At 64.3% G+C, this 24578-nt stretch carries 24 protein-coding genes and 1 other RNA gene; 14 read left to right on the top strand and 11 right to left on the bottom strand.

Going from position 1 to position 24578, the window contains the following annotated elements; all coding sequences use genetic code 11:
* Positions 1–55: 55 nt before the first annotated feature.
* Positions 56–892 (bottom strand): glycosyltransferase family 2 protein, encoded by an 837-nt coding sequence (locus tag GTW58_RS06875; RefSeq protein WP_119932751.1) that lies wholly within the window; start codon positions 890–892, stop codon positions 56–58.
* 37 nt (positions 893–929) lie between these two features.
* A complete protein-coding gene (locus GTW58_RS06870) occupies positions 930–1772 on the bottom strand; it encodes an HAD family hydrolase (RefSeq protein ID WP_119932750.1) in 843 nt (280 codons plus the stop codon).
* A gap of 147 nt (positions 1773–1919) precedes the next feature.
* Here GTW58_RS06870 and GTW58_RS06865 point away from each other — a divergent pair, with 147 nt between their 5' ends.
* Positions 1920–2720 (top strand): thioesterase family protein, encoded by an 801-nt coding sequence (locus GTW58_RS06865; RefSeq protein ID WP_231559411.1) that lies wholly within the window; start codon positions 1920–1922, stop codon positions 2718–2720.
* Between the two features lie 18 nt (positions 2721–2738).
* On the opposite strand, the gene GTW58_RS06860 is transcribed toward GTW58_RS06865, so the two are convergent.
* On the bottom strand, positions 2739–3476 hold the full coding sequence (locus GTW58_RS06860; protein WP_119932749.1) for a helix-turn-helix transcriptional regulator: 738 nt from the start codon (positions 3474–3476) through the stop codon (positions 2739–2741).
* A gap of 51 nt (positions 3477–3527) precedes the next feature.
* On the opposite strand from GTW58_RS06860, the gene GTW58_RS06855 reads away from it, so the two are divergent.
* From GTW58_RS06855 to gndA, 3 genes are all read left to right on the top strand, one after another.
* Positions 3528–4685, top strand: a complete 1158-nt coding sequence (locus GTW58_RS06855) for a hypothetical protein (protein WP_189587261.1) — start codon at positions 3528–3530, stop codon at positions 4683–4685.
* Positions 4682–7441, top strand: coding sequence for a multicopper oxidase domain-containing protein (locus GTW58_RS06850; RefSeq protein WP_119932748.1), 2760 nt, complete (start codon positions 4682–4684; stop codon positions 7439–7441). The genes GTW58_RS06855 and GTW58_RS06850 overlap by 4 nt, the downstream gene beginning before the upstream one ends.
* 110 nt (positions 7442–7551) lie before the next feature.
* Positions 7552–9000 (top strand): NADP-dependent phosphogluconate dehydrogenase, encoded by a 1449-nt coding sequence (gene gndA, locus GTW58_RS06845; RefSeq protein WP_047690818.1) that lies wholly within the window; start codon positions 7552–7554, stop codon positions 8998–9000.
* A gap of 97 nt (positions 9001–9097) precedes the next feature.
* Here gndA and epsC read toward each other — a convergent pair whose 3' ends face one another.
* The 3 genes from epsC to msrA all read right to left on the bottom strand — a co-directional run bounded on the left by epsC (position 9098) and on the right by msrA (position 11309).
* Positions 9098–9682, bottom strand: a complete 585-nt coding sequence (gene epsC / locus GTW58_RS06840) for a serine O-acetyltransferase EpsC (protein WP_047690816.1) — start codon at positions 9680–9682, stop codon at positions 9098–9100.
* 72 nt (positions 9683–9754) lie between these two features.
* Positions 9755–10690 (bottom strand): cysteine synthase A, encoded by a 936-nt coding sequence (gene cysK / locus GTW58_RS06835; RefSeq protein WP_047690813.1) that lies wholly within the window; start codon positions 10688–10690, stop codon positions 9755–9757.
* 85 nt (positions 10691–10775) lie between these two features.
* The gene (msrA, locus tag GTW58_RS06830) at positions 10776–11309 is read right to left on the bottom strand and encodes a peptide-methionine (S)-S-oxide reductase MsrA (protein WP_119932766.1); all 534 of its coding nucleotides are present in this window, start codon (positions 11307–11309) and stop codon (positions 10776–10778) included.
* 66 nt (positions 11310–11375) lie between these two features.
* On the opposite strand from msrA, the gene GTW58_RS06825 reads away from it, so the two are divergent.
* Together GTW58_RS06825 and GTW58_RS06820 are read left to right on the top strand one after the other, a co-directional pair.
* Positions 11376–12275, top strand: a complete 900-nt coding sequence (locus GTW58_RS06825; protein ID WP_119932747.1) for a Nif3-like dinuclear metal center hexameric protein — start codon at positions 11376–11378, stop codon at positions 12273–12275.
* Positions 12276–12329: 54 nt separating this feature from the next.
* On the top strand, positions 12330–13058 hold the full coding sequence (locus GTW58_RS06820) for a zinc ribbon domain-containing protein (protein ID WP_047691462.1): 729 nt from the start codon (positions 12330–12332) through the stop codon (positions 13056–13058).
* Between the two features lie 16 nt (positions 13059–13074).
* Here the strand turns inward: GTW58_RS06820 and rnpB are convergent.
* An RNA gene (gene rnpB, locus GTW58_RS06815) (RNase P RNA component class A) lies at positions 13075–13457 on the bottom strand.
* 140 nt (positions 13458–13597) lie between these two features.
* Here rnpB and GTW58_RS06810 point away from each other — a divergent pair.
* The gene (locus GTW58_RS06810) at positions 13598–14389 is read left to right on the top strand and encodes a YaaA family protein (protein WP_119932746.1); all 792 of its coding nucleotides are present in this window, start codon (positions 13598–13600) and stop codon (positions 14387–14389) included.
* 42 nt (positions 14390–14431) lie between these two features.
* Here GTW58_RS06810 and def read toward each other — a convergent pair whose 3' ends face one another.
* On the bottom strand, positions 14432–15013 hold the full coding sequence (gene def, locus GTW58_RS06805; RefSeq protein ID WP_119932745.1) for a peptide deformylase: 582 nt from the start codon (positions 15011–15013) through the stop codon (positions 14432–14434).
* A 149-nt stretch (positions 15014–15162) separates the two neighbouring features.
* On the opposite strand from def, the gene sbnA reads away from it, so the two are divergent.
* The 5 genes from sbnA (at position 15163) to GTW58_RS06780 (ending at position 20673) form a co-directional block, all read left to right on the top strand.
* A complete protein-coding gene (sbnA, locus tag GTW58_RS06800) occupies positions 15163–16179 on the top strand; it encodes a 2,3-diaminopropionate biosynthesis protein SbnA (RefSeq protein ID WP_231559464.1) in 1017 nt (338 codons plus the stop codon).
* Positions 16176–17858 (top strand): FAD/NAD(P)-binding protein, encoded by a 1683-nt coding sequence (locus tag GTW58_RS06795; RefSeq protein WP_119932744.1) that lies wholly within the window; start codon positions 16176–16178, stop codon positions 17856–17858. The genes sbnA and GTW58_RS06795 overlap by 4 nt, the downstream gene beginning before the upstream one ends.
* A complete protein-coding gene (locus GTW58_RS06790; RefSeq protein ID WP_232818012.1) occupies positions 17855–19345 on the top strand; it encodes a type III PLP-dependent enzyme domain-containing protein in 1491 nt (496 codons plus the stop codon). Before GTW58_RS06795 ends, GTW58_RS06790 begins: the two co-directional genes overlap by 4 nt.
* Positions 19346–19507: 162 nt before the next feature.
* Entirely contained in the window at positions 19508–19801 is a 294-nt protein-coding gene (locus tag GTW58_RS06785; RefSeq protein ID WP_232818011.1) for a cupin domain-containing protein, read from the top strand.
* A 59-nt stretch (positions 19802–19860) separates the two neighbouring features.
* Positions 19861–20673 (top strand): shikimate 5-dehydrogenase, encoded by an 813-nt coding sequence (locus GTW58_RS06780; RefSeq protein WP_047691453.1) that lies wholly within the window; start codon positions 19861–19863, stop codon positions 20671–20673.
* Between the two features lie 42 nt (positions 20674–20715).
* Here GTW58_RS06780 and GTW58_RS06775 read toward each other — a convergent pair whose 3' ends face one another.
* Positions 20716–21942 carry a PQQ-dependent sugar dehydrogenase gene (locus tag GTW58_RS06775; RefSeq protein WP_119932742.1) on the bottom strand — a complete coding sequence of 409 codons (1227 nt, stop codon included), beginning with the start codon at positions 21940–21942 and terminating at the stop codon, positions 20716–20718.
* A 61-nt stretch (positions 21943–22003) separates the two neighbouring features.
* On the opposite strand from GTW58_RS06775, the gene GTW58_RS06770 reads away from it, so the two are divergent.
* Entirely contained in the window at positions 22004–22633 is a 630-nt protein-coding gene (locus GTW58_RS06770) for a hypothetical protein (RefSeq protein WP_047692339.1), read from the top strand.
* A 107-nt stretch (positions 22634–22740) separates the two neighbouring features.
* Positions 22741–23523 carry a hypothetical protein gene (locus GTW58_RS06765; protein ID WP_157980472.1) on the top strand — a complete coding sequence of 261 codons (783 nt, stop codon included), beginning with the start codon at positions 22741–22743 and terminating at the stop codon, positions 23521–23523.
* Between the two features lie 40 nt (positions 23524–23563).
* Here GTW58_RS06765 and GTW58_RS06760 read toward each other — a convergent pair whose 3' ends face one another.
* Positions 23564–24256: a TVP38/TMEM64 family protein gene (locus GTW58_RS06760; RefSeq protein WP_232818010.1), complete on the bottom strand. Its 693-nt coding sequence runs from the start codon at positions 24254–24256 to the stop codon at positions 23564–23566.
* A gap of 25 nt (positions 24257–24281) precedes the next feature.
* Positions 24282–24578, bottom strand: a complete 297-nt coding sequence (locus GTW58_RS14585; protein WP_255409140.1) for a carboxymuconolactone decarboxylase family protein — start codon at positions 24576–24578, stop codon at positions 24282–24284.

Here is a 24578-nt window from a genome sequence, read left to right as displayed (position 1 = left end):
CCATGGCCATGGACAGGGAGATCAGCTGTCCATCAGCAGGGAGGTACGTGTCCGCCTACAGGGAGATTGGCATGTCCGCTAGCAGCGCCTTTGGCTGCATCAGTTGTCGGCAGTGTGCGGCCACCGATTTCAGTAGGTCTGTGGGCCAGTGGCGGAAGTGCGACCGCGGCCAGAGCCCGTACCGTTGAGCCAACTGCGCGTGAGCCCGGGCCGCGCTGACCGCATTGTGATGAACTGCTGCCGGTGTGGGCCGATTCCTGTAACCAATCCTGGTGGCTTTGCACGTCACCGCTGGATAGCCCACTGCTTGGGCACGGATTCCCAAGTCGTTGTCCTCGCCCCCGGTGGGGGCGGCGGCGTCGAACCCGCCCAGAGCCACCATCACGGTGCGGCGCGCCCCGAAGTTGCCACCCATGAGCACGGGGAAGGCTGTAGCTCCTTGCTCCTCAACCGGTTGCTGCCAGGTTGAAGAATCGCCAAAAGACCTGCGGATGGTCTCCAAGGGTTGGCTGAACACCGGATCCGGTAGCGGAATGCACGAGCCGCACCAGAGATCGGCCACTTCAAAGGTCCGCAGCGCATGGGCCAGCCACCACCGCGACACCACGTCGTCGGCATCGCAGAACATGAGGAGATCGGCTGCGGCCTCCCGGATTCCAACATTGCGGGCGTAACCCGCCCCTTGGTGATCCGGTGCGGACAGGAGCCGCACTGTCATGCCTGCGGGTACTTGGAATGCGCGGACCACGGATTCCACGTTGTCCGTGGAACCGTTGTCCACCACCAAGACTTCGAACTCCGGGGCATCAACTTGCTCGGCCAGAGCCTTCAGTTGAAGCGGCAAGGTAGGCGCGGCGTTGAAGCACGGGATGATCACACTGACCGATGTCATGACATGAATCTACCGCCCGGTGATCGGTGAACAGAGTTCAGTCGATCAGGCCCAGGTGGCGGAAAGCGTTGGCCAGGCCGTCCTCCTCGACGTCGTCCGTGATGTGGTCGGCCACTGCCTTGATGTCATCGCTGCCGTTGCCCATGGCCACACCCACACCGCAGATCTGTAGCATGGGGATGTCCACCGCGGCATCACCCACACCGATGCTTTCGGCCGGATCCGCACCCACATGCTCCAGGAGCCGCTCAATGGCGAACGCTTTGGAGATGTTGGCCACCCCCAGGTCTCCGAATAGTGCTGAACTGCCGCGGCCACCCCAGGTCCCGGTCTTCAGATCGGGAAATGCCTGAGTGGCATCCGTGTGGTCCTGGAAGGTGTTGAGGACAAAGCTGATCTTGTTCACATCAGAGCGCACCAGGTCGGCGCCAAGAATCATGTCTGGGAAGACGTCGCGCACCGTGAGGTCATCCGCATGGGTGTTGCCCTTGGTGCGGGCGTACTGGCGGACCGTGGGCTGGGCCACCTCCTGGAAGCCAGGGCTTCCGAACAATCCCGCATTGCATTCCAGGAAAAACTCCAAGTCGCGGTTCCGCAGCCAAGACACCACAGCACGGCATTGCTGCTCTGTCATGGTCTGCTCCAGAACCACTGTGTCCTGAAATTCGACGTAACTGCCGTTGCCGCCGATCAGCCCGTCCAGGCCGATCTCCCACAGCTCGGGGTACACCTCTGCCTTGCTGCGTCCTGTGCTCATCAGGAACAGGTGGCCGTTGCGGCGGGCCGCCCGGATGGCGTCCCGAGCGGAATCCGGGATGTTGTTGCGGTAGTCCACGAGTGTGCCATCCACGTCCAGGAAGACGACCTTGCGCTTGTCCATGGGGTTCCTCTCACGGTGATTCTGGGCACCGAGATGGCTCTTTGATCGCCCCTGAGGCATCCATGGGCGATCAAACGGCCCACTCGGCGGATGGGGGCGGGCAGGTGTGGTGGTTGGGGAACGGCTGGGTGGGTGAAGATGTCTCACATGATGCAGAACACAGCCCACGGGCCAACCAACTCCTATTTTGAGCGTATCGGCCCTGCCTCTTTCGCCGCCACCAAACATGTGGGTGGGGGATGGGATCCGGAGGAGCAGCACATCGCTCCCGCACTCGGTCTGCTGGCGCACTGCATGGAGGTTGATCGCCGGGCGCGCGGGGTCAATGGCCTGCAGCTCACGCGGGTTTCCTACGACATCCTGGGCACCTTTGCCATTGGCCAGGTGGGCGTGGTCGTCACCGTGCTGCGTCCCGGGAGAACCATTGAACTGGTGGAGGCGCGGTTGTCACATGACGGGCGCGACGTCGTGATTGCACGCGGATGGTTCATGCAGACCTACAACACCACCGCCATCCAAGGGGTGGGATTGAATCCAGTGGGCGGACCTGGCGACCACCAGCCGTGGAATGGTTCCCAGGTGTGGCCCGGTGGGTTCATTGCCTCTCTGACGGCACGTCGTACGGAGGTGGAACGCGGGCGCGCCATGGCGTGGCTGCGCACGGACACACCCCTGGTTCGGGATGAGCCGGTCTCACCCACCGCGACTTTCCTGGGCCTGGTGGACGTGATGAACGGTGTGGCGGCCAGGGCGGAGAACACCACCGTGGCCTTCCCCAACCTGGATCTGACGGCCCACTTCTTCCGCGAGCCGCGGTTGCCCTGGGTGGGTCTGCACACCTCGGTCTCCTTTGGCCCAACCGGGGTCGGGCTCACCACTGCCACCATTCACGACGACGACGGCCCCGTGGGTGTGGTGGCACAAACCCTGACCGTTCGACCCATGTGACGTCCTGGAAACCAGAGCTCAGAGCTGGCGCTGCGGCGTGATGTGCACCTGACAAGCTGTCTGGGTGGCAAACGGGTGCAGGTGAACCTGGGCGGGTGTGCCCTCACGTTCCATGACGCCTGCGATCAGTCCCTCGTGGATCCGGCAGATGAATTCGGGGTTCTGTTGGGCCAGTTCCAGCATGGGGCAAGCCTTGAGAGTCACGGTGTGCCCGGATTCCACCGCTTGAAGATCGGGTTCGAAACCCAGGGAATCCATCACGTCCACCACGCGCGTCACCGCCTGGGTGGGGGCATCCGCTGCCGGTGTGCTGCGCGAGATGGGGGTGGCGTCGCCGTCGTTGGTCGGTGAGTGGGGTGAATCCTCCAGTGCGTCCCCCCAAATCCGGCCCACGCGATGTGCATCCTCGGGACCGTGGCCGGAGGTGAGCATGAAGGCCGTGAGGGCCCCCACCAGGGCGCCGTTGCCTGCTGCTGTGTGCTGGCTGAGGGCGGCGTGGCCCTTGCTGGTCACGTGATAGATCCGCGGTGGGCGGCCGCGATGACCGTCGCGGATTTCTCCGGCAGACAGCAGCTGCGCACTGACCAGGGCCTCCAGATGGGGGCGAACGGCGTTGGGGTGCCCGCCCAGGGTCTTGGCGATGTCGGCATGGCGGATGTCCCGGCCACCCAGTGCCGCGACCGTTCGTAGAACCTTGTATTGGGCAGGGGTGGTGTTGGCTGGGTGGGGAGTGGGGCGCGGGCCGAAATCCTGCATGGAAGTACCGTACCTGAATTAATACATCTCTACGTGTATTAATGTGGTGGGGTGCCGCCAGTACGCCCTTTCACCGACTCTCCACCAGGCCCCACCGCACTGCGACGAATCCGCGTGGCGCTGTTGATCCTGGGTGGGATTTCTCTGACGACTGGGCTCAACGGTGCCGTGCTCCGGCTGGGGCTGTGGGCCCCGGTGGCCTCAGACCGGTTGGCAGATCTGCACGGTCCGTTGATGGTTCTGGGATTCTTGGGAACGGTCATCTCGCTCGAGCGTGCCCAGGCCATCCGCCGTCCTCTGGCGCTGCTGGCGCCGGGGTTGCTGGGAACAGGGTCATTGATGCTGGTCCTGGGGGCACCCAGCGCACTGGGGAAATTGCTGGTGATTGAGGGTGCCGCCGCCTTTGTCCTGGTGATGCTGGGGCTGTGGCGGCGCACCCGAGCTGATCTGGTGGCGGCCCAGACGTTGGGAGCCTTCCTGCTGCTGATCGGATCCGTTCTGTGGTGGTTGCTGAACGTGCCCGATCTCATCCCGGTTCTGGTGGTTTTCCTGGTGGTCACCATTGCCTCCGAACGCGCCGAACTGGCGCAAATCTCCATGGGTGGCCGTGCCGTACCCACCCTGGTGACCTTGACCTTCGCCCTGTGCGTGAGCGCTGTGGCCGCCGTGCTGTGGCCGGAGCCGGGTCTGCGGGTGCTCGGTGCGCTGTGTGTGCTGACCGCGGCGTGGCTGTTCCGCGACGACGTCGGGCGGCGCATGATCCGTACGGAGGGCTTCCGCCGGTTCAACGCCGTGGCGCTGCTGGCCAGCAATGTCTGGTTGGCTGCCGCAGGGTTGACTTGGGTGATCGCGGGAGCGCCCCAGAGCACCTACTCCTATGACCTGGTGGTCCACGGGGTGTTCTTGGGGTTTGGGTTTTCCATGATCATGGCCCACGCACCCACCATCTTCCCCGCCGTTCTGGGCCGCGCGCTGCCCTACCGTCCCGTCATGTGGGTCCCTTTGGCGTTGCTGCACCTGGGAATGACCTACCGGGCCATGGGGGACGTCCTGGGAAGCCAGCACTTGTGGCAAGCCGGCGGGGTGGTGACCGTGGTGGCCGTGATGACGTTCCTGATCACGGCCGGGCTCAGCGTGGTCACGGCCAACCGTGGCGCAGACTCCACAGCGCATCCCGCGCAATCTTCATCGGAAAGGACTGAATCATGAGGCGGCGGCGCGGATGGCGCGATTTCGCGGTGGTGGTCTGGGCGGCCATGGCCGTCACGGTCTCCCTGGCCCATGTGTGGATCCCCTCTGCCGCGTGGTTGCTGATCCACCTGGTGGGTCTGGGCATCATCACGCACTCGATCATGGTGTGGAGCGCCTACTTCACCACCTCCTTGCTCAAGACCCGGGCCGACGAACGCGCCGTGACCCGGCAGAATCGTCGACTCGGGCTGTTGGCGCTGGGTTCCCTGGCCGTGTTCGTGGGGGTGCCCACGGTGCAGTGGTGGCTGGTGGCGGTGGGTGTTGCGGTGGTGTCCACGATGGTGGTGTGGCACGCCGGTGAACTCGTCCGCGATCTGCGCCGCGCCCTGCCCATGCGGTTCCGGATCGTGGTGCGCTACTACATCGCCTCGGCCGCGTGCATGCCGATCGGGGCGGGGCTCGGTGCCGCCCTGGCGTGGGGCCTGGGGGACACCTGGCACACCCGCCTGCTGATCGCCCACACCATGACCATGCTGTTGGGCTGGGTGGGGCTGACCGTGGTGGGCACCCTGGTCACCTTCTGGCCCACCGTCCTGAGGACGCGCATGGACCAGCGCTCCGAACGCCTGGCCACCCAGGCCCTGCCCGTCCTGCTGGTGGCCCTGACGGTCACCGTGGCCGGGGCGCTGCTGGGGTGGCGGCCGGTGTCCGTGGCCGGTCTGGTGATCTACGCGTTGGGGCTTGTGTGGTGGGGCCGCAGCCTGGTGGGACCCGCCCGGCAGCGTCCGCCCCGGGAGTTCGCCTCGGCCTCCATTGCCGCCGCCATGGTGTGGTTCACCGTGGCCGGTCTGGCCACGGGCTGGGCGGTGCTGCGCCTTGACGACGTCAGCCTGGCGGAGGCCTATCCTCGGCTCGGGGCGATCTGGGCGGTGGGTTTCCTGCTGCAACTGGTCACCGGGGCCATGACCTACTTGCTGCCCTCCGTCCTGGGCGGTGGGCCGCGGGTGCTCAAAGCCGGCTCCGCGTGGCTGGAACGGTGGGCGGCGGCCCGTCTGACGGTGATCAACCTGGGGTTGGCCGTGTGGCTGCTGCCGGTGCCGTCCTGGGTCAAGGTGGCCACCTCCGTCGTCGTCCTGGCGGGTCTGGCCGCCTTCCTGCCCCTGATGGTGCTGGGGGTCAAGGCCGCTGTCACGGAGCGCAAGGCCATGGCCAAGGAAGCCGCCGACGGCAAGCGCCCCCACGTGATGGCCGAGCGTCCCGGTGGCCGTGAGGCCGCCCAGGCCAGAGCCGGTGTGGCTGCCCGTCCCAAGACCCTGACGGGATCCGGTGTGATGGCGGGGGCCGCAGCCATTCTGCTGGCGGTGACCGTGGGGATCGGTGTGGACCCCGGAGCGGCCGGGCTGCAGGCCACCGGAGCCGGCGGTTCCCAACAGACGGAGGTGGAGCCCACCGGTGAAACCGTCCGGCTGGAGATCGACGCCGTGGACATGAGCTACACGCCCAACCAGGCCACGGTCAACGCCGGAGATCACGTGATCATCGAACTGACCAACACGGATCCCACCAACGTCCACGATCTCCAGATCGGTGGCGAACGCACTGAACGCCTGCGGGAGGGGCAGACCGGGGAGATCGACCTGGGCGTGGTCTCCGAGTCCATGGAGGGTTGGTGCACCGTGGCCGGTCACCGCCAGATGGGCATGACCTTCACCCTCACCGTGGAAGGGGGCGGGGACTCCGATTCGCTGAGTGCCCAGAACACCGACGACGCCGCCTCCCAGGACAATGCATCCGGAGGGGCCATGGACGGCATGGACCACGGCGCTTCCGGTAGCGGATCCCATGCCGTGGCCGTGGACCCGGAAGCCACGTTGGAAAACGTCGTGGATCCCGTGCTGAGCCCGGTGGACAGCACCGGTGGCAGCGACGACGGCGAACCAGCTGACCACCGGCTGACTCTGGAGGTCACGGAGGAGCCCATGGAAGTGGCCCCAGGCGTGTGGCAGCAGCGGTGGACCTTCAACGGCTCCACCGTGGGTCCCACCCTGCACGGGAAGATCGGCGACACCTTTGAGATCACCCTGGTCAACAACGGCACCATGGGACACTCCGTGGACTTCCACGCCGGTGAGGTGGCACCGGATGAGACCATGCGGACCATTGCTCCCGGGGAGGAACTGACCTACCGGTTCACCGCCAACAGGGCTGGGATCTGGATGTATCACTGCTCCACGGCACCCATGAGCGCCCACATCGCCGGGGGCATGCACGGTGCGGTGATCATTGAGCCAGAAGACCTGGCACCGGTGGATCGTGAGTACGTGCTGGTCCAGTCGGAGGTCTACATGGACGGGAACGGTTCTTCCAGGGATGAGGCCAGGCCCGTCAACGCGGAAGCCGTCGGCAGCGGGGCTGAGCCAACGTTCGTGGTGTTCAACGGGGCCGCGAACCAATACGACCAACAGCCGCTGGAGGCCCGGGTGGGGGAGCGGGTTCGGGTCTGGGTGTTGGATGCCGGGCCCAACCGTCCATTGAGCTTCCACATCGTGGGAGACCAGTTCGACACCGTCTTCAAGGAAGGCGCCTACAGCTTGCGCAACGGGGTGGACCCTTTTGGGACGACCGGTGGTGGGTCCCAGGCCCTGGGGCTGGAAGCGGCACAAGGTGGCTTTGTGGAACTCGAGTTCGATGAACCGGGGCACTTCCCGCTGGTCAATCACGTGATGGCGGATGCCGAGCGGGGCGCGCACGGGATCTTCCATGTCACGCAGTGAGCAGGCCGGTGCACGTCCCGCTCCGCTGGGCCGGGTCACGTGACGTAGCCCGCGTGACCACCGGCAGACACAACAACGTTCCGGTGTTGATCCGGGGATAGGCTGGCCGCATGGCTGAAGAGAAGAAAGCACAAATCGGTGTCACCGGCCTTGCGGTGATGGGGGCCAACTTGGCCCGCAACCTTGCCCGTCACGGCCACACCGTGGCCCTGCACAACCGCTCGGTGGAGAAGACCGATGCTCTGCTGGCCGAGCACGGGGATGACGGCGAGTTCATCCGCACTGAAACCATGCAGGAACTGGTGGACTCATTGGAGAAGCCCCGCCGCATCCTGGTCATGGTCAAGGCGGGGGCTCCTGTGGATGCCGTGATCGATCAGCTGGTTCCGCTGCTGGATGAGGACGACATCATCATTGACGGCGGCAACTCCCATTACCCGGACACCATCCGGCGTGAGGCCGCTCTGGCCGAGAAGAACATCCACTTTGTGGGCGTTGGCGTTTCCGGCGGCGAGGAAGGTGCGCTGAACGGCCCGTCCATCATGCCCGGTGGTTCCGCCAAGTCCTACGAGTCCTTGGGCCCGCTGCTGGAGGACATCTCCGCCAAGGCTGATGACGGCACCCCGTGCTGCGCCTGGATCGGAACCGATGGCGCCGGGCACTTTGTGAAGATGGTGCACAACGGCATTGAATACGCGGACATGCAGGTGATCGGCGAGGCCTACGAGCTGCTGCGTGACGTGGCAGGGCAAGAGCCCGGCGATCAGGCCAACACATTCGCCGAATGGAACCGGACCGAGCTGTCCTCCTACCTGATCGAGATCACCGCTGAGGTGCTCAAGCAGGTGGACGCCAGGACCGGCAAGCCCTTGGTGGACGTGATCGTTGACGCCGCCGGCATGAAGGGCACCGGCACCTGGACGGTCATGGCCGCCCTGGACCTGGGATCCCCCGTGACGGCCATTGCCGAATCGGTGTTCGCCCGCGCCCTGTCCTCCACCGAGCGTGAGACCCGCCTGGAAGCTCAGAAGACCCTGGCTGCTGGCGTCCGTGAGTCCGACACCGTGGGGGATGCCGCCTTTGTGGAGGATGTTCGCCGCGCCCTCTACTGCTCCAAGCTGGTGGCCTACGCCCAGGGCATGGAGATGCTGGCCACGGCCTCCGGTGAGCACAACTGGGACTTGAAGCTGGACACCATCGCCTCCCTGTGGCGAGCCGGGTGCATCATCCGGGCCGAGCTGCTGCAGGACATCATGGCCGCATACAAGGACGGTGCTGAGCCGCGAAACCTGTTGTTCGCCCCGGTGTTCCGAGACGTCATCGAGGAGTACCTGCCGTCCTGGCGCCGTGTGGTGGTGGAAGCCACCGAGCGTGGCATTCCCGCACCGGTGTTCTCATCCTCCTTGGCCTACTACGATGGACTGCGCCGTCCGCGCCTGAACGCTGCCCTGACACAGGGCCTGCGCGACTACTTCGGCGCTCACACCTACGGTCGGATCGACACCGACGGCGCCTTCCACACCTTGTGGAGCGGTGACCGTTCGGAGATCGACTCCTGACCTGACGGCAAGCACCCCCGCCGAAAAGTGTTTTGTCCCGCCCATCAGATGCGATGGGCGGGACAAAACACTTCTCAGCGGGTCAGCCGAGCACTACTCAGATCCACATGGCGGGATCGATGTAGGTGGCCGGATCCACCAGAGGCTCCTGCTTGTCCGGGGTCCGGGGTCGAGCCTTGCCCGGAATGCCGGTGACCACGGAGTCATCGGGAACGTCCTTGACCACCACGGCATTGGCTCCAACAGCGGATCCTGCACCGATCTGGATGTCACCCAAGACCTTGGCACCTGCGCCCACAGTGACACCATCACCAATGGTGGGGTGGCGCTTGACGGCTGCCAGTGACGTCCCGCCCAGGGTCACCCCCTGATACAGCATGACGTCGTCGCCGATCTCAGCGGTTTCTCCGATCACCACACCCATGCCGTGATCGATGAAGAAGCGACGGCCGATCTGTGCACCGGGGTGGATCTCCACGCCGGTGAGGAACCGGCCGAGCTGCGAGACCGTACGGGCAGCACCACGAGTGCGGTCGGTCTGCCACAAGCGATGGCTGACACGGTGCAACCAGATGGCATGCATACCTGAATAGTTCAGGGCCACCTCCAGATCCGTGCGAGCAGCAGGATCGTGGGTGCGTGCAGTGTCCAGGTCCTCGCGCAGTCGGCTCAGAAAACTCACGTGACTCCTTGTGGTGGGGCAAAATGCCCCTGGCGCGTGGTCACACACGCCAGGGGCAGGACATACGGGTGATCAGCCGCGGATGTCGTCGTACAGGATGGTGGAGATGTAACGCTCACCGAAGTCGCAGACCACGGCCACGATCAGCTTGTCCCGGTTCTCTTCCTTCTTGGCCTCTTCCAGGGCAGCCCACACGATGGCGCCGGAGGAGATGCCGCCCAGGATGCCTTCTTTGGTGCCAAGCTCTCTTGCGACACGGATGGAGTCATCGGTGGTGACGTCGTAGACGTCGTCGTAGATCTCCTTGTCCAGGATGTCCGGCACGAAGTTGGCGCCCAGGCCCTGAATCTTGTGCGGGCCGGCCTTGCCCTCGGTCAGCAGCGGGGAGTCGGCGGGCTCCACGGCAACCAGGCGCACCCCGGAGTTCTGCTCCTTGAGGTAACGGCCGGCACCCGTGATGGTGCCGCCGGTGCCGATGCCTGCCACAAAGATGTCCACGCCGCCGTCGGTGTCTTCCCAGATCTCCGGGCCGGTGGTGTTGTAGTGGACGGTGGGGTTGGCCTGGTTCTCGAACTGGCGGGCCAGAACGGCGTTCTCCGTGTTCTCCACGATCTCGCGGGCACGATCCACGGCACCGCGCATGCCCTCAGCACCCGGGGTCAACACGATCTCTGCGCCAAAGGCACGCAGCATGGCGCGACGCTCGGTGGACATGGTCTCCGGCATGGTCAGGATGACCTTGTAACCGCGGGCTGCACCCACCATGGCCAGGGCGATGCCGGTGTTGCCGGAGGTGCCTTCCACGATGGTGCCGCCGGCCTTGAGTTCACCGGATGCCTCGGCGGCGTCCACAATGGCCTTGCCGATACGGTCCTTCACGGAGTTTGCCGGGTTGTAGAACTCCAACTTGACGGCCACGTTGCCGGGGAGGTCCTTGTCCAGCTCGTTGAGGCGGACCAGGGGGGTTCCGCCGACCAGGTCAGTGACGTTGTTGTAAATCTTGGCCATGGGTCTTCATCCTTCCAATCGGGATTTCATGCGCGTGGATCAGTGCGCTGGCGCAATGTCTGCCAGGCTATCGAGAATCGAGCAGTTACTTCAGAGTAAGAAACTCTGCGTAACGTTGGCGGACCTTGGACAACTTGGGGTTGATGACCACCTGGCAGTATCCGTTGAACGGCTGCCTGGCGTAGAAGTCCTGATGGTAGGACTCCGCCGGATACAGCGTGCCCAGAGGCTCCACCGTTGTGACCACTGGATCATCGAAGAGCTGTTGGGCGCGGTCGATAGCAGCGCGGAACAGATCTTCCTGCCCCTGGTCCGCGGGGAACATGGCGGAACGGTACTGCGTGCCGACGTCGTGCCCCTGTTGGTTCAAGGTGGTGGGATCATGCCCCGTGAAGAAGATGTCCAAGATGGTGTTTTCAGAGACCACCTCCGCATCAAAGGTGACCACCACGGCCTCTGCATGCCCCGTGGTTCCGGTGCACACGCTGTGGTAATCGGGATCGGAAGTGTGCCCGCCGGTGTAGACGGACTCAACCGCCTGCACACCCCGTGTGATGCGATACACGGCGTCCAGGCACCAGAAGCACCCGCCTGCCAGTACAAAAGTCGTTGGTCTCACGTGGGTGTCCAACACGGTCACGCTGCTGCCTATTCCGGCGGCTCTGCACCCTCCTAGACTGAAGACATGGCATCTGCAGACACGGACACCCAGTCAGCGCCCACAGTCGCCCAAGTGGTGAAGATGGCCGACACCCTGTGGCCATTTTCCACTCAGGAGTCCTGGGACGCTTCCGAGCTGGTCATCGGCAGACCCCAGGCCCCGGTTGCCCGGATCATGGTGGCCGTGGATCCGGTGACCTCCGTGGTGCAGGAGGCCGTGGAAGCGGAAGTGGACCTTCTCCTGGTTCACCACCCCCTCCTACTGGGCGGGCAGAGCTCCATTGCCGCCGATGGCTACAAAGGGCGAATTGTCCACGACCTAATCGAGAACCACATTGCGTTGTTGGCCTGCCACACCAACGCAGACAGCGCCCCGTCCGGTGTTTCGGAAACATTGATTCAGGCATGTGGTGTCGCACAGTACTCGCCTCTGAAACCGTTGGACTCGGATCCGGCAACGGGACTGGGGCGGATCGGTCAACTGGAGACCCCCGTGACGTTGGAGGAGCTGGCCAGGCGACTGGCCGGCGTCGTTGCCCCCACCGCCCAAGGTGTACGGGTGGCAGGGCCTGCCGGGCGAGAGATCAAGACGGTGGCAGTGTGCGGAGGTGCGGGAGGCTCGCTTCTGGAGGACGTGGCGCAGACTGAGGCGGACGTCTACGTCACCGCTGACCTGCGGCACCACCCGGTTTCTGAAGCCCGGGAGGCGGCCATGCACGCACACGACGACGGCGGGTTGTGTCTGATTGATCTCTCCCATTCCGCCAGCGAATGGCTGTGGGCGCCAGTGGCCGCGCGCTCGCTGAAGGCTGCGTTGGGGGAGCGGGGGTACGACGTCGACGTCGTGGTTGCCACCGCACGAACCGATCCCTGGGATTTCCAGGTTCCCAGCCCCCATCCGCAACCCCAGGACCGGTGGGCCTGAGCTCTTTCCCAACTGTCGGATGGCACGCAGCAGGTACGGACCCAAGGAGATGTGATGACTAAGGCAACACCAGAGAACTTCATCGCCCTGCTGGAACTTCAGCGCCGTGATGCGCGGATGACGCACCTGGAGGAATCGTTGAAGACCCTCCAGTCAGAACCTGAGTTGGTCACTGCCCTCAAACGGAGGCAGGCCGCTGTGGCCAAGGCCAAGGAACTGAACACGCAGCGGGCGCATGTTGAACAGGCCGCAGCACTGGCCGAGCAAAAGGTGACTGACTTGCTGGATCGCCTGGAGAAAGACCGGGCGCGCCGGGACGCAGGAGGATCCGCCAAGGAAGTCTCTGCCCTGCAGCGCCAGATCGATTCCCTGACCACGCAGGTGGAGAAAGCTCGGGCCGCCAAAGCCGTTTCCGGAGAAAAACTGGATGCGTTCATGACCGAGCGATCCGCCATTTTGCCCAAGTTGCAGGCAGCAGATGCCGCTGCCAAACGACTGGTTGCAGCCACCCAGGAGAAGGGTGCGGCCATGCAGGCCGAACACGGACAACTGGCGGGTGAGCGGGATCAGTACGTGACTGCTGTTGACAACGCGGCTCTGGTTTCCCGGTACCAGAAGATCCGAACCGGTGGACACGCGGTGCGCGTGGCAGCCACCACCCGCACCGGTGCCACGTGTGGCTCCTGCGGATCCACCATGAGCCCGGTGGAACTCTCCGAGGTGGAGGCGGATCCCACGGAGGTGTCCACCTGCCCGTCCTGCGGGGCGATTTTCGCGAGCTGACGGGACGGGTGTTCGGGGGACAGGACGGCCTATGAGCCGGGTTCTGTGCACACGCCCGGTTACCCGTGACGTGGCGGTGACCATCCATCTAGGCCCACCGTTGCCGATGGGCTCAAGCGGCCTACCCGGATGCTCGGGCGAGCAGCCCTCCAACGCATCCTGTCTGACCTTGCTCCGGACGGGGTTTACCGAGCCGCACCGGTCACCCGGTGCGCTGGTGGGCTCTTACCCCACCTTTTCACCCTGACCCACGACGACGAATCGCTGCGGGCGGTCTGTTCTCTGTGGCACTGTCCTGCGGGTTGCCCCGAGTGGGCGTTACCCACCGTCCTGCTCTGCGGAGCCCGGACTTTCCTCGAGATGCACATTCGTGCACCGCGCGGTCACCCGGCCGTCCTATCCGGCAGGTGAGTCTACCGCTCAGCTGATACCCGCGCCGCCCCTCCCCGCCGAGTAGGCCGTTTGATCGCTGCTGAGTGACCCAGGGGCGATCAAACGGCCTACTCGGCGGGGGAGGGGTGAGTCGATAGGATCGAGCGGTGCTGATTCTGCTGCCCCCGTCAGAGACCAAGTCCGCCCCGAGTTCCGGAAACCCTGTGGACATGACCACGTTGTCCTGGCCGCAGCTGCAGCCTCAGCGGGAACGAGCGCTCAAAGCCTTGATGAAGGTCAGTGTCCAGAAGAACGCACTGGAGGTCCTGGGCGTTGGTGCGTCCTTGGCTTCTGAGGTGCAACGCAACACCACCTTGTTGGAAGCACCCGCCGCACCGGCATTGGAGGTCTACACCGGGGTCTTGTTCGACGCCCTCGATCCCGGATCTTTCACGGTGGCGCAGCGAACGGTGGCTGATGAGGTCCTGGTGGTGATCTCCGCCTTGTGGGGTGCTGTGAAGGCCGCGGACCAGATTCCGGCTTACAGGCTGTCCGGGGCCACGGCCCTGCGCGGGCTGGGCCGGTCCGGTGGCCTGAAGATGTCCACCTACTGGAAGCCCCATCTCAACCGTCATCTGTGCCCGGAGGCGCAAGGTCAGGTGGTGGTGGATTGCCGCTCAGCCACCTACGCCGCAGCTTTTCAACCGGCACCTGAAAACACGGTGACCATCAAGGTGGTCCAAATGGTCAAGGGGCAACGGAAAGTGGTGTCCCACAATGCCAAACACACCCGCGGACTGGTGGCCCGGTTCCTGGTGGACCAGCTCGCAAACGGCGCGGTACTGAATACGGTCCAAGCTGTGGCGGATGCGGTGCGTCAACAGTGGGTCGTGGAGCTGACAGCGCCCACATCCAAAAAACCAGGAGAGTTGACCCTGATTCTGCCCGAGCAGGAGTGAGCGGACGCGCCAGAGGCTTACCGGCCCCACTTGACGCGGGGTTCAGCCCTCGCCGTGACCGAAAGGGTCCTCGTCCACGCCTGGCTCCCAGGTGTTGCCCGGAGTGCCCCAGCCTTCAGAACGGATCGCCTTCTTGGCCTTCCTGCCCCACTTGGTGTTGAGCCGGTCCACGTACAGCTTGCCGTCCAGGTGGTCGTACTCGTGCTGCATGACTCGGGCAAACCATCCGTTGGCTTCCCACCCGATCGGGTTGCCGTCGACGTCGAATCCAGCGATCTTGACCCATTCCGCCCTTTTCAGCGGGAAACTCAACCCGGGCACGGAAAGGCAGCCCTCGGATTCTTCGTCCGGATCAGGGTTCTGCTCGGAGACCTTGCCCACCGTCAGCACAGGATTGATGATCTCGCCGCGATCCGGTGCGTCGTCGTCGTTGGCGAAGACAAAGGTGAAGATGCGCAGGCCCACGCCGATCTGCGGGGCGGCCAGGCCCACGCCGTGCGCGGCGTCCATGGTCACGTGCATGTCCGCCACCAGATTCTTCAGTTCTTGGTTGAACTCGGTGACCTTGGCGGCGGGCCGGTGCAGGACGGGGTCACCGGTGATGACCACGGGACGGATCGGCATGTGGGCAGCTCCTTGGCTGGGTGAGGTGTGGGCGTCAACGGCGGGGCCGGGGGTGCCGACGACGACGCGGCGAACGGCCAGGCTGAACGGCACCTCATCTTACGGGAGGACTAAGGGTTCTCTGCCGTAAACAGCAGTATGCTTATGGAGTGACTAGACCTGATGGACGCATCGTGGATGACATCTCAGCCGCGGTGGGAAACACCCCGTTGGTACGCCTTTCCCGACTCTTTCCTCATACCCAGGTCCTGGCCAAGGTGGAATCCGTCAATCCGGGCGGTAGCGCCAAGGATCGTCCGGCAGCAGCCATGTTGGATGCAGCACTTGCCACTGGCGAGCTGGCCCCGGGTGGCACGGTGGTTGAGTCCAGCTCCGGCAATCTGGGGCTTGCTCTTGCCCGCAGCTGCACCGTCCGTGGCATCACGTTCGTGTGTGTGGTGGATTCACGGGCCAACACCACCACCGTTGCTGCCATCAAGGCCCTGGGCGGGAAGATCGAGCTGGTCATGGAGCCGGACCCGGAGACCGGGGATCTTCTGACGGCCCGGATCAAGCGGGTCCAACAGCTCCTGCAGGAGATCCCGGGCGCTGTGAACCTCTACCAGTACGGCAATCCGGCCAACCCGGGTTCCCACCGTGACGGCACCATGCGTGAAATCGCGGAAGCCACCGATCACCAGCTGGATGCGGTGGTGGCGGCGTGCAGCACCACGGGAACCATCAGCGGGTGTGCTGCCTACATCAGGGAACACGGCATGAAAACCAAGGTCATCGCGGTGGATGCCGTGGGCAGTGTGTTGTTCGGGGGCACGGCAGGACCACGCAATCTTCCCGGTATGGGGGCTGGGTTTGTCACGGACCTCTCCCGGACTGTGACGCCGGACCAGGTGCTCCGGGTGGGGGAGCGGGACTGCGTGGCGGGAGCCCGGGCCCTGGCACGGACTGAGGGGATTCTGGCCGGTGCCTCCACCGGGGCGGTGGTCCACGCGGTGGCCAGGCTGCTCACAGAACACCCTGGACTGCAGCGCGTGGCCATGCTGGTACATGATGGTGGGCTGCCGTACATGAACACCGTGTACGACGACGACTGGGTGGCCCAGCATCTGGGCGTGTCACCTGAATCGATGGAACGCAGTGTGCAGGAACTGACGGAGGCCAACGCATGAACGGTTCGGCTGAGGCGGCGTTGGACGGCGTCTACAGGATCGGTGTGGTCGGGGCCGGGCCCAAGGCACTGTTCGCCCTGGAATCCCTGGTGCGCAGGCTATTGGCTGCAGGCGGTGAGGTTCCCCGCGTTGCGGTGGACGTGATCGACACCAACCCCTATGCGGGCAGCGCCTACGCGCCGGATCAACCTGAATATCTGCGTCTGAACGTGTCCGCAGGCATCGTGGATGCTCACGAACCCGGTGCCGCCGAACGCTTTGTGCCGAGCTTCCACCAGTGGGCAGTCGAACATGCTCCGCAGCGCGATCAGGAGAGCTTTCCACCGCGCTCCACCGTGGGTGAATATCTTCACTGCGCCTGGAACCGCGTGCAGGAGGTGTGCTCGGATCTCCAGTGGAACACCGTGACTGCCCGGGCCGTGGATCTGACGGCTGTGGGTGGGGACAGCGCGGAGCCGAGGTGGGTGGTGCACACCGCAGACGGTGAACAGCACGGACCGTACCGGCAGGTTCTGTTGGCCACCGGGCACGCCCCGGATCACGACGGCGCCCTGAAACACACCTGGTCGGCTGAGATCCCACTGGTCCCACAGGTCTATCCGGTCCAGCAATGGCTGTCCCAGTCAAAGATCCCGGCAGGTGCAACGGTGGCTGTGCGGGGTGGTGCTCTCACGTTCATCGATGTCTGCTTGGCGCTCACCCAAGGGCGCGGAGGCGTGTTCACCACAGGGGAGGACGGCCACCTGCGCTACATCCCCAGCGGGCAGGAACCCTCCAGGATTCTGCCCGTCACACGGTCCGGGCTGTTCCTGGATGCCAAGAGCGGCCCGTGCGTGACTGTGGAGGATCTGGACACGGTCCTGGACCACGCACGGGTCCGCCTGGCTGCGCAGTGCACCATCACAGAGGTGATCAACACCGTCCAGCACGCAGCCGCGGAGATCCTGGACAGGTGCACCCGCAGCACCGCCAGTGATGCCGCCTGGGAGGTCTCCTACACGGCCCGCAACGGCGCTGAACCTGGTTCCGAGAGACTCAACCGCGCAGTGCGTGTTTTCACCCGCAGCATTGAGGTGGCAGAAGGACGAGCTGATCCCGGAGCAGCCTGGGCCTTGGGTGCTGCGTGGGCCAAGCTCTATCCGGCGCTGGTCCAGGTCGTGAGCTTTCGTGACCTGGATGCTGGGGACTGGGCGCAATTCCGACAGATGGCCGTGACCATGGAACGCCTGGCCTTTGGCCCACCACTGCTCAACGCCCGCAAGATTGCCGCACTCATTCAGGCCGGTGTGGTCGATGCCTTGTGGATGCGTCAAGGCGTGGGAATCGCTGCCACAGGGATCACGGGCCTGGATGAATCAGAACCCCGTCCCGACGTCGTGATTGATGCCGTGCTGCCCCCGCCTGGTGTGGTGGGGACGGACCAACCGATGTACCTGAGCTTGTTGGAACGCGGGACACTGACGGTGCCGCCTGGCAGGCGAGGAGTCATGGTCACGCCCAGTGGGCAGGCCCTGAACAGTTCAGGGCAGGCCGTGGCGGGACTTTCGGTGATCGGGCGCCCCACGGAGGACCACGTGCTGGGTCATGACACCCTGAACCGCGCCCTCCACACCATGCCGCAAGGATGGGCGCAGGCAGTGGTGGAGCACATCACGCAAAGACCAGGAGGCACGCCGTGACCCAGAGTGATCTCAGGCAGGCTGTCCACGGTGAACCCGCCTTGCCGGCGCGTCTGGAACCGTGGATGTCTGACCTGCTGACCGACCGGGAAACGTGCGCTTCCCTAGTGACGGAGTTCGGCAGCCCGGTCAACGTGCACAACTTCTCCAGCCTGCAACGCAACGCCCGGGACATGGTGGATGCGGCAGCCCGGCACAGTGTTGATCTACGCGTGTTCGTGGCGCGCAAGGCCAACAAGACCGTTGGGCTGGTGGATGCCGTGCGGGACCTGGGTCATGGCATCGACGTGGGCAGTCACCGGGAACTCACGCAGGTGCTGGAGCGGGGCATGCCGGCTGAACGCATCATCCTGACCGCTGCTGTCAAGACCCGTGAGTTGCTCCACCATGCCCTGACGCACCGTGTGCCTGTGGCCCTGGACAATCTGGATGAAACCACATTGGCGCTCCAGGTCAGCGGTGATGCCGGCGTCAGTTCCCCCGCAGTGCTTCGGCTGGCCCCGGAAGTCCTGGACGGACTCACCCCCACACGGTTCGGCGAGCGCAGCAGCATCTGGCTGCGTTTCCTGGACAGCCAGCAGGCCACTGACATCGAACAGCGCCTGCCGGTGGTGGGAGTGCATTTCCACCTCCACGGCTACGCACCACAGCACCGCACTACAGCGTTGGGGCAGGCCATCGATCTTGTGGATCAGCTGCGCGCTCGCGGTCATCAGGTGGAGTTCATTGACATGGGTGGGGGAGTGCCCATGTCCTACATTGACGACGCCGCCGCCTGGTCACGTTTTGGCCAAGCCCTCCACCAGGCAGTCCTGCGCAGCGACGACGCGCTGACCTGGCGGGGTGACGGGCTCGGCCTGTACTGCGAGGACCACGACGACGGGCCCCGGGTCACGGGACAACGCGACACCTACCCGTATCACCAGGAGCTGGTACGGGGTGAATGGCTGGAGTCCGTTCTGACAGGGGAGATCGCACCGGGTGTGACTGCGGCACAGGCATTGCGCCAGCGTGGCCTGGCCCTGCACTGCGAGCCAGGCCGCTCCATGTTGGATGGTTGCGGGCTGACTCTGGCCCGCGTGGCGTTCCGCAAACACACCAGTGACGACGTTGCCGTGGTGGGCCTTGAAATGAACCGTACCCAGTGCCGCTCCACCTCGGCGGACTTTCTGGTGGACCCGATTCTGGTCCGTACCGGTGAAACCGGAGGGGCTGAATCAGTCGATGGGTCCCACGGGTCCACCGATTCCTGGAGTGCACCCGATGGTGCTTTTCTGGTGGGGGCCTACTGCATTGAGGCGGAGCTGATCCTGAAACGGCGTCTGCATTTTCCCCGGGGAGTCAACGTGGGGGATGTGATTGCGCTGCCCAACACGGCTGGTTATCTCATGCACATCCTGGAAAGTGCCTCCCACCAGATTCCGCTGGCCACCAACGTGGTGGCATCCGGGGCTGGGTTCATTCAAGACGCCATCGACACCTGGTGAGTGGCTGAGGGGCGCGACGGCGTCGTCGTCGTGCTTGGCCCAGGTCAAGGCGAGGGGTCGGTTGTCGGACCTACGGTGGGACCACGACCCGTGCCACCCACCGTTGAAAGGCCTGCGATGTCCGAGCCAACTCCCGTCACCCAATCCCTTGCACACACTGGATTGGCCCCATCACACCCCGTGGTGGACGGTGACAAACAGTCCCGCATGTTGGTCAACAATCCGGCCATGCGGGTGGTTCAGTTCACCTTTGATGCCGGTGCGGGCCTGTCCGAACACGACGCACCGGGGGCTGTGGCCGTGGTGCTCAATTCGGGCGAACTGGACTTCACGGTGGATGGCACGGTGCATCGAATGACCGGGGGAGACGTTCTTTACCTTGCACCCGGTGTGCCGCATGCGGTCACGGCCGTGGAGGCGTCCCGTATGACCTTGGTGATCACAGACGTCGGCTGAGCCGTGCCATGTGTGGACACAATTCATGGCTGAGTGCTTCCAAGTGGGAATCTTGCCCCATGCGTGAGATCACCAAGGACACCCAGCTGTGCATTTCGTTGTCGGCCCGGCCCACCAACATTGGGACCAGATTCCACAATCACCTCTATGAGGTCCTGGACCTGGACTTCATCTACAAGGCGTTCACCACGGACGACATCACTCAGGCCATTGCGGGTGTCCGGGGACTGGGGATCCGAGGTTGCGCCGTTTCCATGCCGTGGAAAGAGGACGTCATAGCCATGGTGGATGAGATGGCGGACTCTGCTGTGGCGATTCAGTCGGTCAACACCATCGTGAACAACGCGGGGCATCTGACGGCGTACAACACGGACTACCAGGCCATCTACGACCTTCTGGATTCGCACAACGTGAGACCTGGATCCTTTGCGGTGCTGGGCTCCGGTGGCATGGCCAAAGCAGCGGTGGCAGCCTTGACCAACGCCGGTTTCGGACCGGGCACGGTGGTGGCCCGCAACGAAACTTCCGGACGGGCCCTGGCTGAGCAGTACGGACACACCTGGAGGCCTACAGCCGACGGGTTGGAGACCTCTCTGGTTTTGAATGCCACTCCTGTGGGCATGGCTGGCGGGCCTGCACAGGATGAGCTCGCAGTGCACGAATCGGTGATCGCACAGGCCAACGTGATCTTTGACGTGGTGGCTTTCCCCTCGGAAACACCGTTGGTCCTGGCAGCACGTGCACTGGGCAAGCCGGTGATCACAGGTGCTGAGGTCATCGCCCTGCAGGCAGCAGAACAGTTTGTGCTCTACACCGGCGTGCGCCCCACCCACGATCAAGTGGCAGAGGCCTCGCGGATTTCCAGGGCTTGATGCCCTGGCGGTGACTCTGAGGCAGGGACCTGGCAGCTCCGATCAGTTCTCCGGCGGTGTCAATCGCAGCAGCTTGGCGTCGTCGCCGTCTTCAACCACCCAGATACTGCCATCCGGGGCCTGGGCCACGTCCCTGATGCGGGAACCCATGTCCCAGATCTCCCCTGCAACGGCGGGGTCGTCGTCGATCTGGACGTGGACCAGGGCCTGACCGGAGAGAGCGCCCATGAAGGCGTCTCCCTGGAACTGGGGGAAGGTATCGCCGTCGTAGATCATCAGACCTGCGGGGGAGACGCTGGGAGTCCACCAGGCAACGGGTCCGGTGAATTCGTCATCTGAGCTGTGATCCGGGATCTCATCCCCTCCGTAATGGGAGCCGTTGGAGGCCTCAGGCCAGCCGTAGTTCTCACCGGCGCGAATCACGTTCAGCTCATCGCCACCTTGCGGGCCCATCTCTGAGGACCACAGCGTTCCATCCGGGGCGAAGGCCAGACCCAGGGGGTTTCGGTGCCCGTAGCTGTAGATCTCCTGGCTCACCCCACCGCGATCCGCAAACGGATTGCCGGGAGCCGGGTCCCCGTCCGGGGTGAGCCGCAGGATTTTGCCCAGACCGCTGTCCACGTCCTGTGCGGGTTCCATTTTCTGCCGGTCGCCCGAGGACACGTAGAGGTGTTCGCCATCCGGGCTGAATGCCATGCGGTGAGAGAAATGCCCGTTACCGGAGGTCTTGGGCTGCTGCTCCCAGATCACCTCCAGGTTGCCTAGGGAGGCCGAGTTCTCCGTCTGCTCCAAGGTGGCACGCCCGATCACAGCACCCGTGCCGCCGTCGCCGTCCTCAACCCAGCTCAAGTAGACGGTGCGGTCCTGCTCAAAATTCGGGCCCAGCACAATGTCCCCCAGGCCGCCTTGTCCCTGCACCACGGGTTCTGGCACGCCGTCCACCGTGATCTGCCGGTCACCGTTGGTCTCCCGCAGGATCAGGTCACCGGTGATGGTGGTGATCAGCAGCTGCTCGGTGTTCGGCAGGAACTCCAGAGCCCACGGGGAGTCGTAGTTTCCCATCTCCTCCACGGCAAACGGCAGTTCGCCTGCATCCGCTTCTGCGAACGACGGCGACTCCTGGCTCGGATCTTCAGAGGTGGGGGAGGCCACCGAGGTGGTGGGTTGGTCTTGAGCCCCGTCACCGCCGTCACCGCAGGCCACCAACCCCAGTCCGGCCACGGTCAGGCACGCCAAGGACGTGTGGAAGGTTCGCCAACGCTGAGTCATCCCTCCATCGTACGGGAAGCATGCTGTCAGATGGCAGGGGAAACGTGCTTACCATCGGTCCATGACTGGAACACGCCGACTGCGCTTCAACGGACACATTGCAGGGGTCGGGACGCAGGAAGGGACACGTCTGGTGCTGGGTTGCTGGAACCGGACCCCGCACGGCCCGTTCGCGGACGTCATGGTGGAGCGCGCTGACGGCCACCGACTCCTACTGGCCCCTGATGCCTGGGTGGCCGATTTTGTCACCAACACCTACACCTTTGACGACGTCGCCGTGGTTGACGTTCACGTTCACCGATCCGGCACTGCGCGTGGGTCACGCTGGTTTGTGACGGCTGGTCCCTTGCAGTGGGAGTTCACGGTGGGCACTCGCCATCCACTGGGACACCTGTTGCGCGCGGTGCCGAGATGGGTGGGGACCACCTTGAACTTTGCCCGGATCACCGATGTGGTGGCATCACGCGTGATGCCAGGTGTGCGGACCGTGGGTTCGGCCGGGAAGGGCCGAACAGAGTGGTATACCGCCCATGACCTCCACCGACTCACCGATTCCGTGGCCACCTGGGACGGCCAGTCCCTGGGTGCTATGACCGATGTGAGACCGTCACCGCGGTTCGGTTTCAGCTCCACGCCACAGTTTCCGGCGGTGACAAACGTGACCACCACTGTTGCCGTTCCTGTGCCCTAGCTGAACAAAAGATTAAAACGCTCTTAATTTTCTCCGGTACAATCGATGGACTGTTGGGGAAACACAAGCGGCATGGGGATGCCGCACCAACATTGGGGGAGAGAACCATGAGCATGCGTACGCGCAGCGACCGTGATGAGCGAGCAGTGGCAGCCGAATGGGAAACGGGTGCCGATGAGCCCACTGGTCCAGGGGTACCCTGTCCCCCGGCCCCCAAAACAGTGGTGTGGGCCAGCCTGGTGATCCTGTTGGCCGTCAATGCACTGTTCCTGCTGGCCAATGTTGCTCACGCTATGGGCGACGGCAGAGAAGATGGTCTGCTGGGCATCTTTGCGCCCGTGGCATGGGAAGGCGACTACGACGGTTCCCACATTGAGGTCTGGGGGCACATCCAATTGTTTGCCGCCGCAGCCATCCTGGCAGTCCTTGCCCGCAGCTACCGCAGTTTCCTTCTGGGCGCTTGGGGATTCGCGCTGTTCGTGGTGGTGGTGGACGATCTCTTCCAGATCCACGAGGACGTGGGCGAGGTCTTTGCCGAAATGTTCGGCTTCAACGCCGCCTTCGGTCTACGGCCTGAAGACTTCGGCGAATTGCTCACCTGGGCCGTCCTGGGTGTTCTGGTCCTGGTGCCACTGGTGATTGGTTACGTGAAGGCGGGCGCTTGGGAGCGCAGGCAGTCGTGGATCTTTGTGGCCATCCTGATCCTGCTGGCCGTTTTTGCCATCGGCCTGGACATGTTGGCCATCATGCTCCAAGGCCACGTGCCCGGTCCTGTTTTGAGGGCGGTGGCTTTGGCCGAAACAGCTGGGGAGATCATCCCCATGTCCCTGTTCCTTGCCTTCACCATCAAGTTGGCTCTGGCCCCGGGGCGGCTGCATACGGCCAGGTGACGGGCGGCGCCGTCGTCGTATCTTGAAAGCCGCGCCGACCTCACTCAGCGGCGGGGCTCTCCCGGTTCTCCCGACTGGCGCGCTTCCAGCGGCGCGAGGCCACCACGGTCATGGTGATCACCGCAGCCCACCCCAGTATCACAATCACCCCGTTGTACCAGGTGGGATTGGCGACGACGGCGCCCAAGGCCACCAAGGAAATCTGCCCCGGCACCACTGAGATCACGCTGGCGCTCAAGAACGTCTTCTGGTCAATGCCAAAGGCCCCGCTGCCGTAGTTGACCGGCCAGTACGGCACACCGGGCATCAGGCGCAACGTGGCCACCGCCTCGAATCCGGCGCCGTCCAAGTAACTCTCCACGCGGGGACCGTGGGAACCCAGGATGCGTCGAATCAAATCGGTGCCCACGGCGCGCGCGATCCAGTACCCACCCCAGGATCCCAGCAGCACACCCACCACGGAGACCGCGCTGCCGATCACCGGACCGAACAACAGACCTCCGGTCACGGCCATCACAGTCACGGGAATCGGGGTCAACGCAACCACCGCATAGACGCCGATGAACACCAGCCAGGCCAGCCAGCCGAAATCTCCTATCCGGTCCTCGAGTTCCTGGGCGGATGGCAGATCCACGTTGAACACCAACCAGACCATGACCAGCAGGACCACCACCAAGGCCCCGTTGCGGATCAGTGAGTCCCAGGAGGTCCCGGAAACCTTGTCGCCCTTCACCTAATCCTCCTGCGGTGTTGAGGAGTCACGGGGTCACCGGGTAGTGACTGCGTATGGCGATCCTGTTCCAGGCGTTCATCACAATGACCAACCAGGTGATGGCAGAGACCTGTTCATCGGTGAGGGCATCGTCATCCCACGTCCGGGTGGGTGGGCCGGAGATGTTGGTGACCTCTTCGGCCAGTGCCAGGGCAGCCTGTTCCTGGGCGGAGAAGTACTGGGACTCCCACCAGGCAGCAACCACGGCCAATCGGTCCGTGGTCTCACCCAAGGTGATGGCGTCCCGAGTGTGCATGCGCAGGCAGAACGCGCAGCCATTGAT

This window comes from Kocuria subflava (assembly GCF_012163155.1).
GTDB lineage: Bacteria > Actinomycetota > Actinomycetes > Actinomycetales > Micrococcaceae > Kocuria > Kocuria subflava.
The sequence above is the reverse complement of the archived record's forward strand: the minus strand, read 5'-3'. Positions and strand labels throughout refer to the sequence as shown.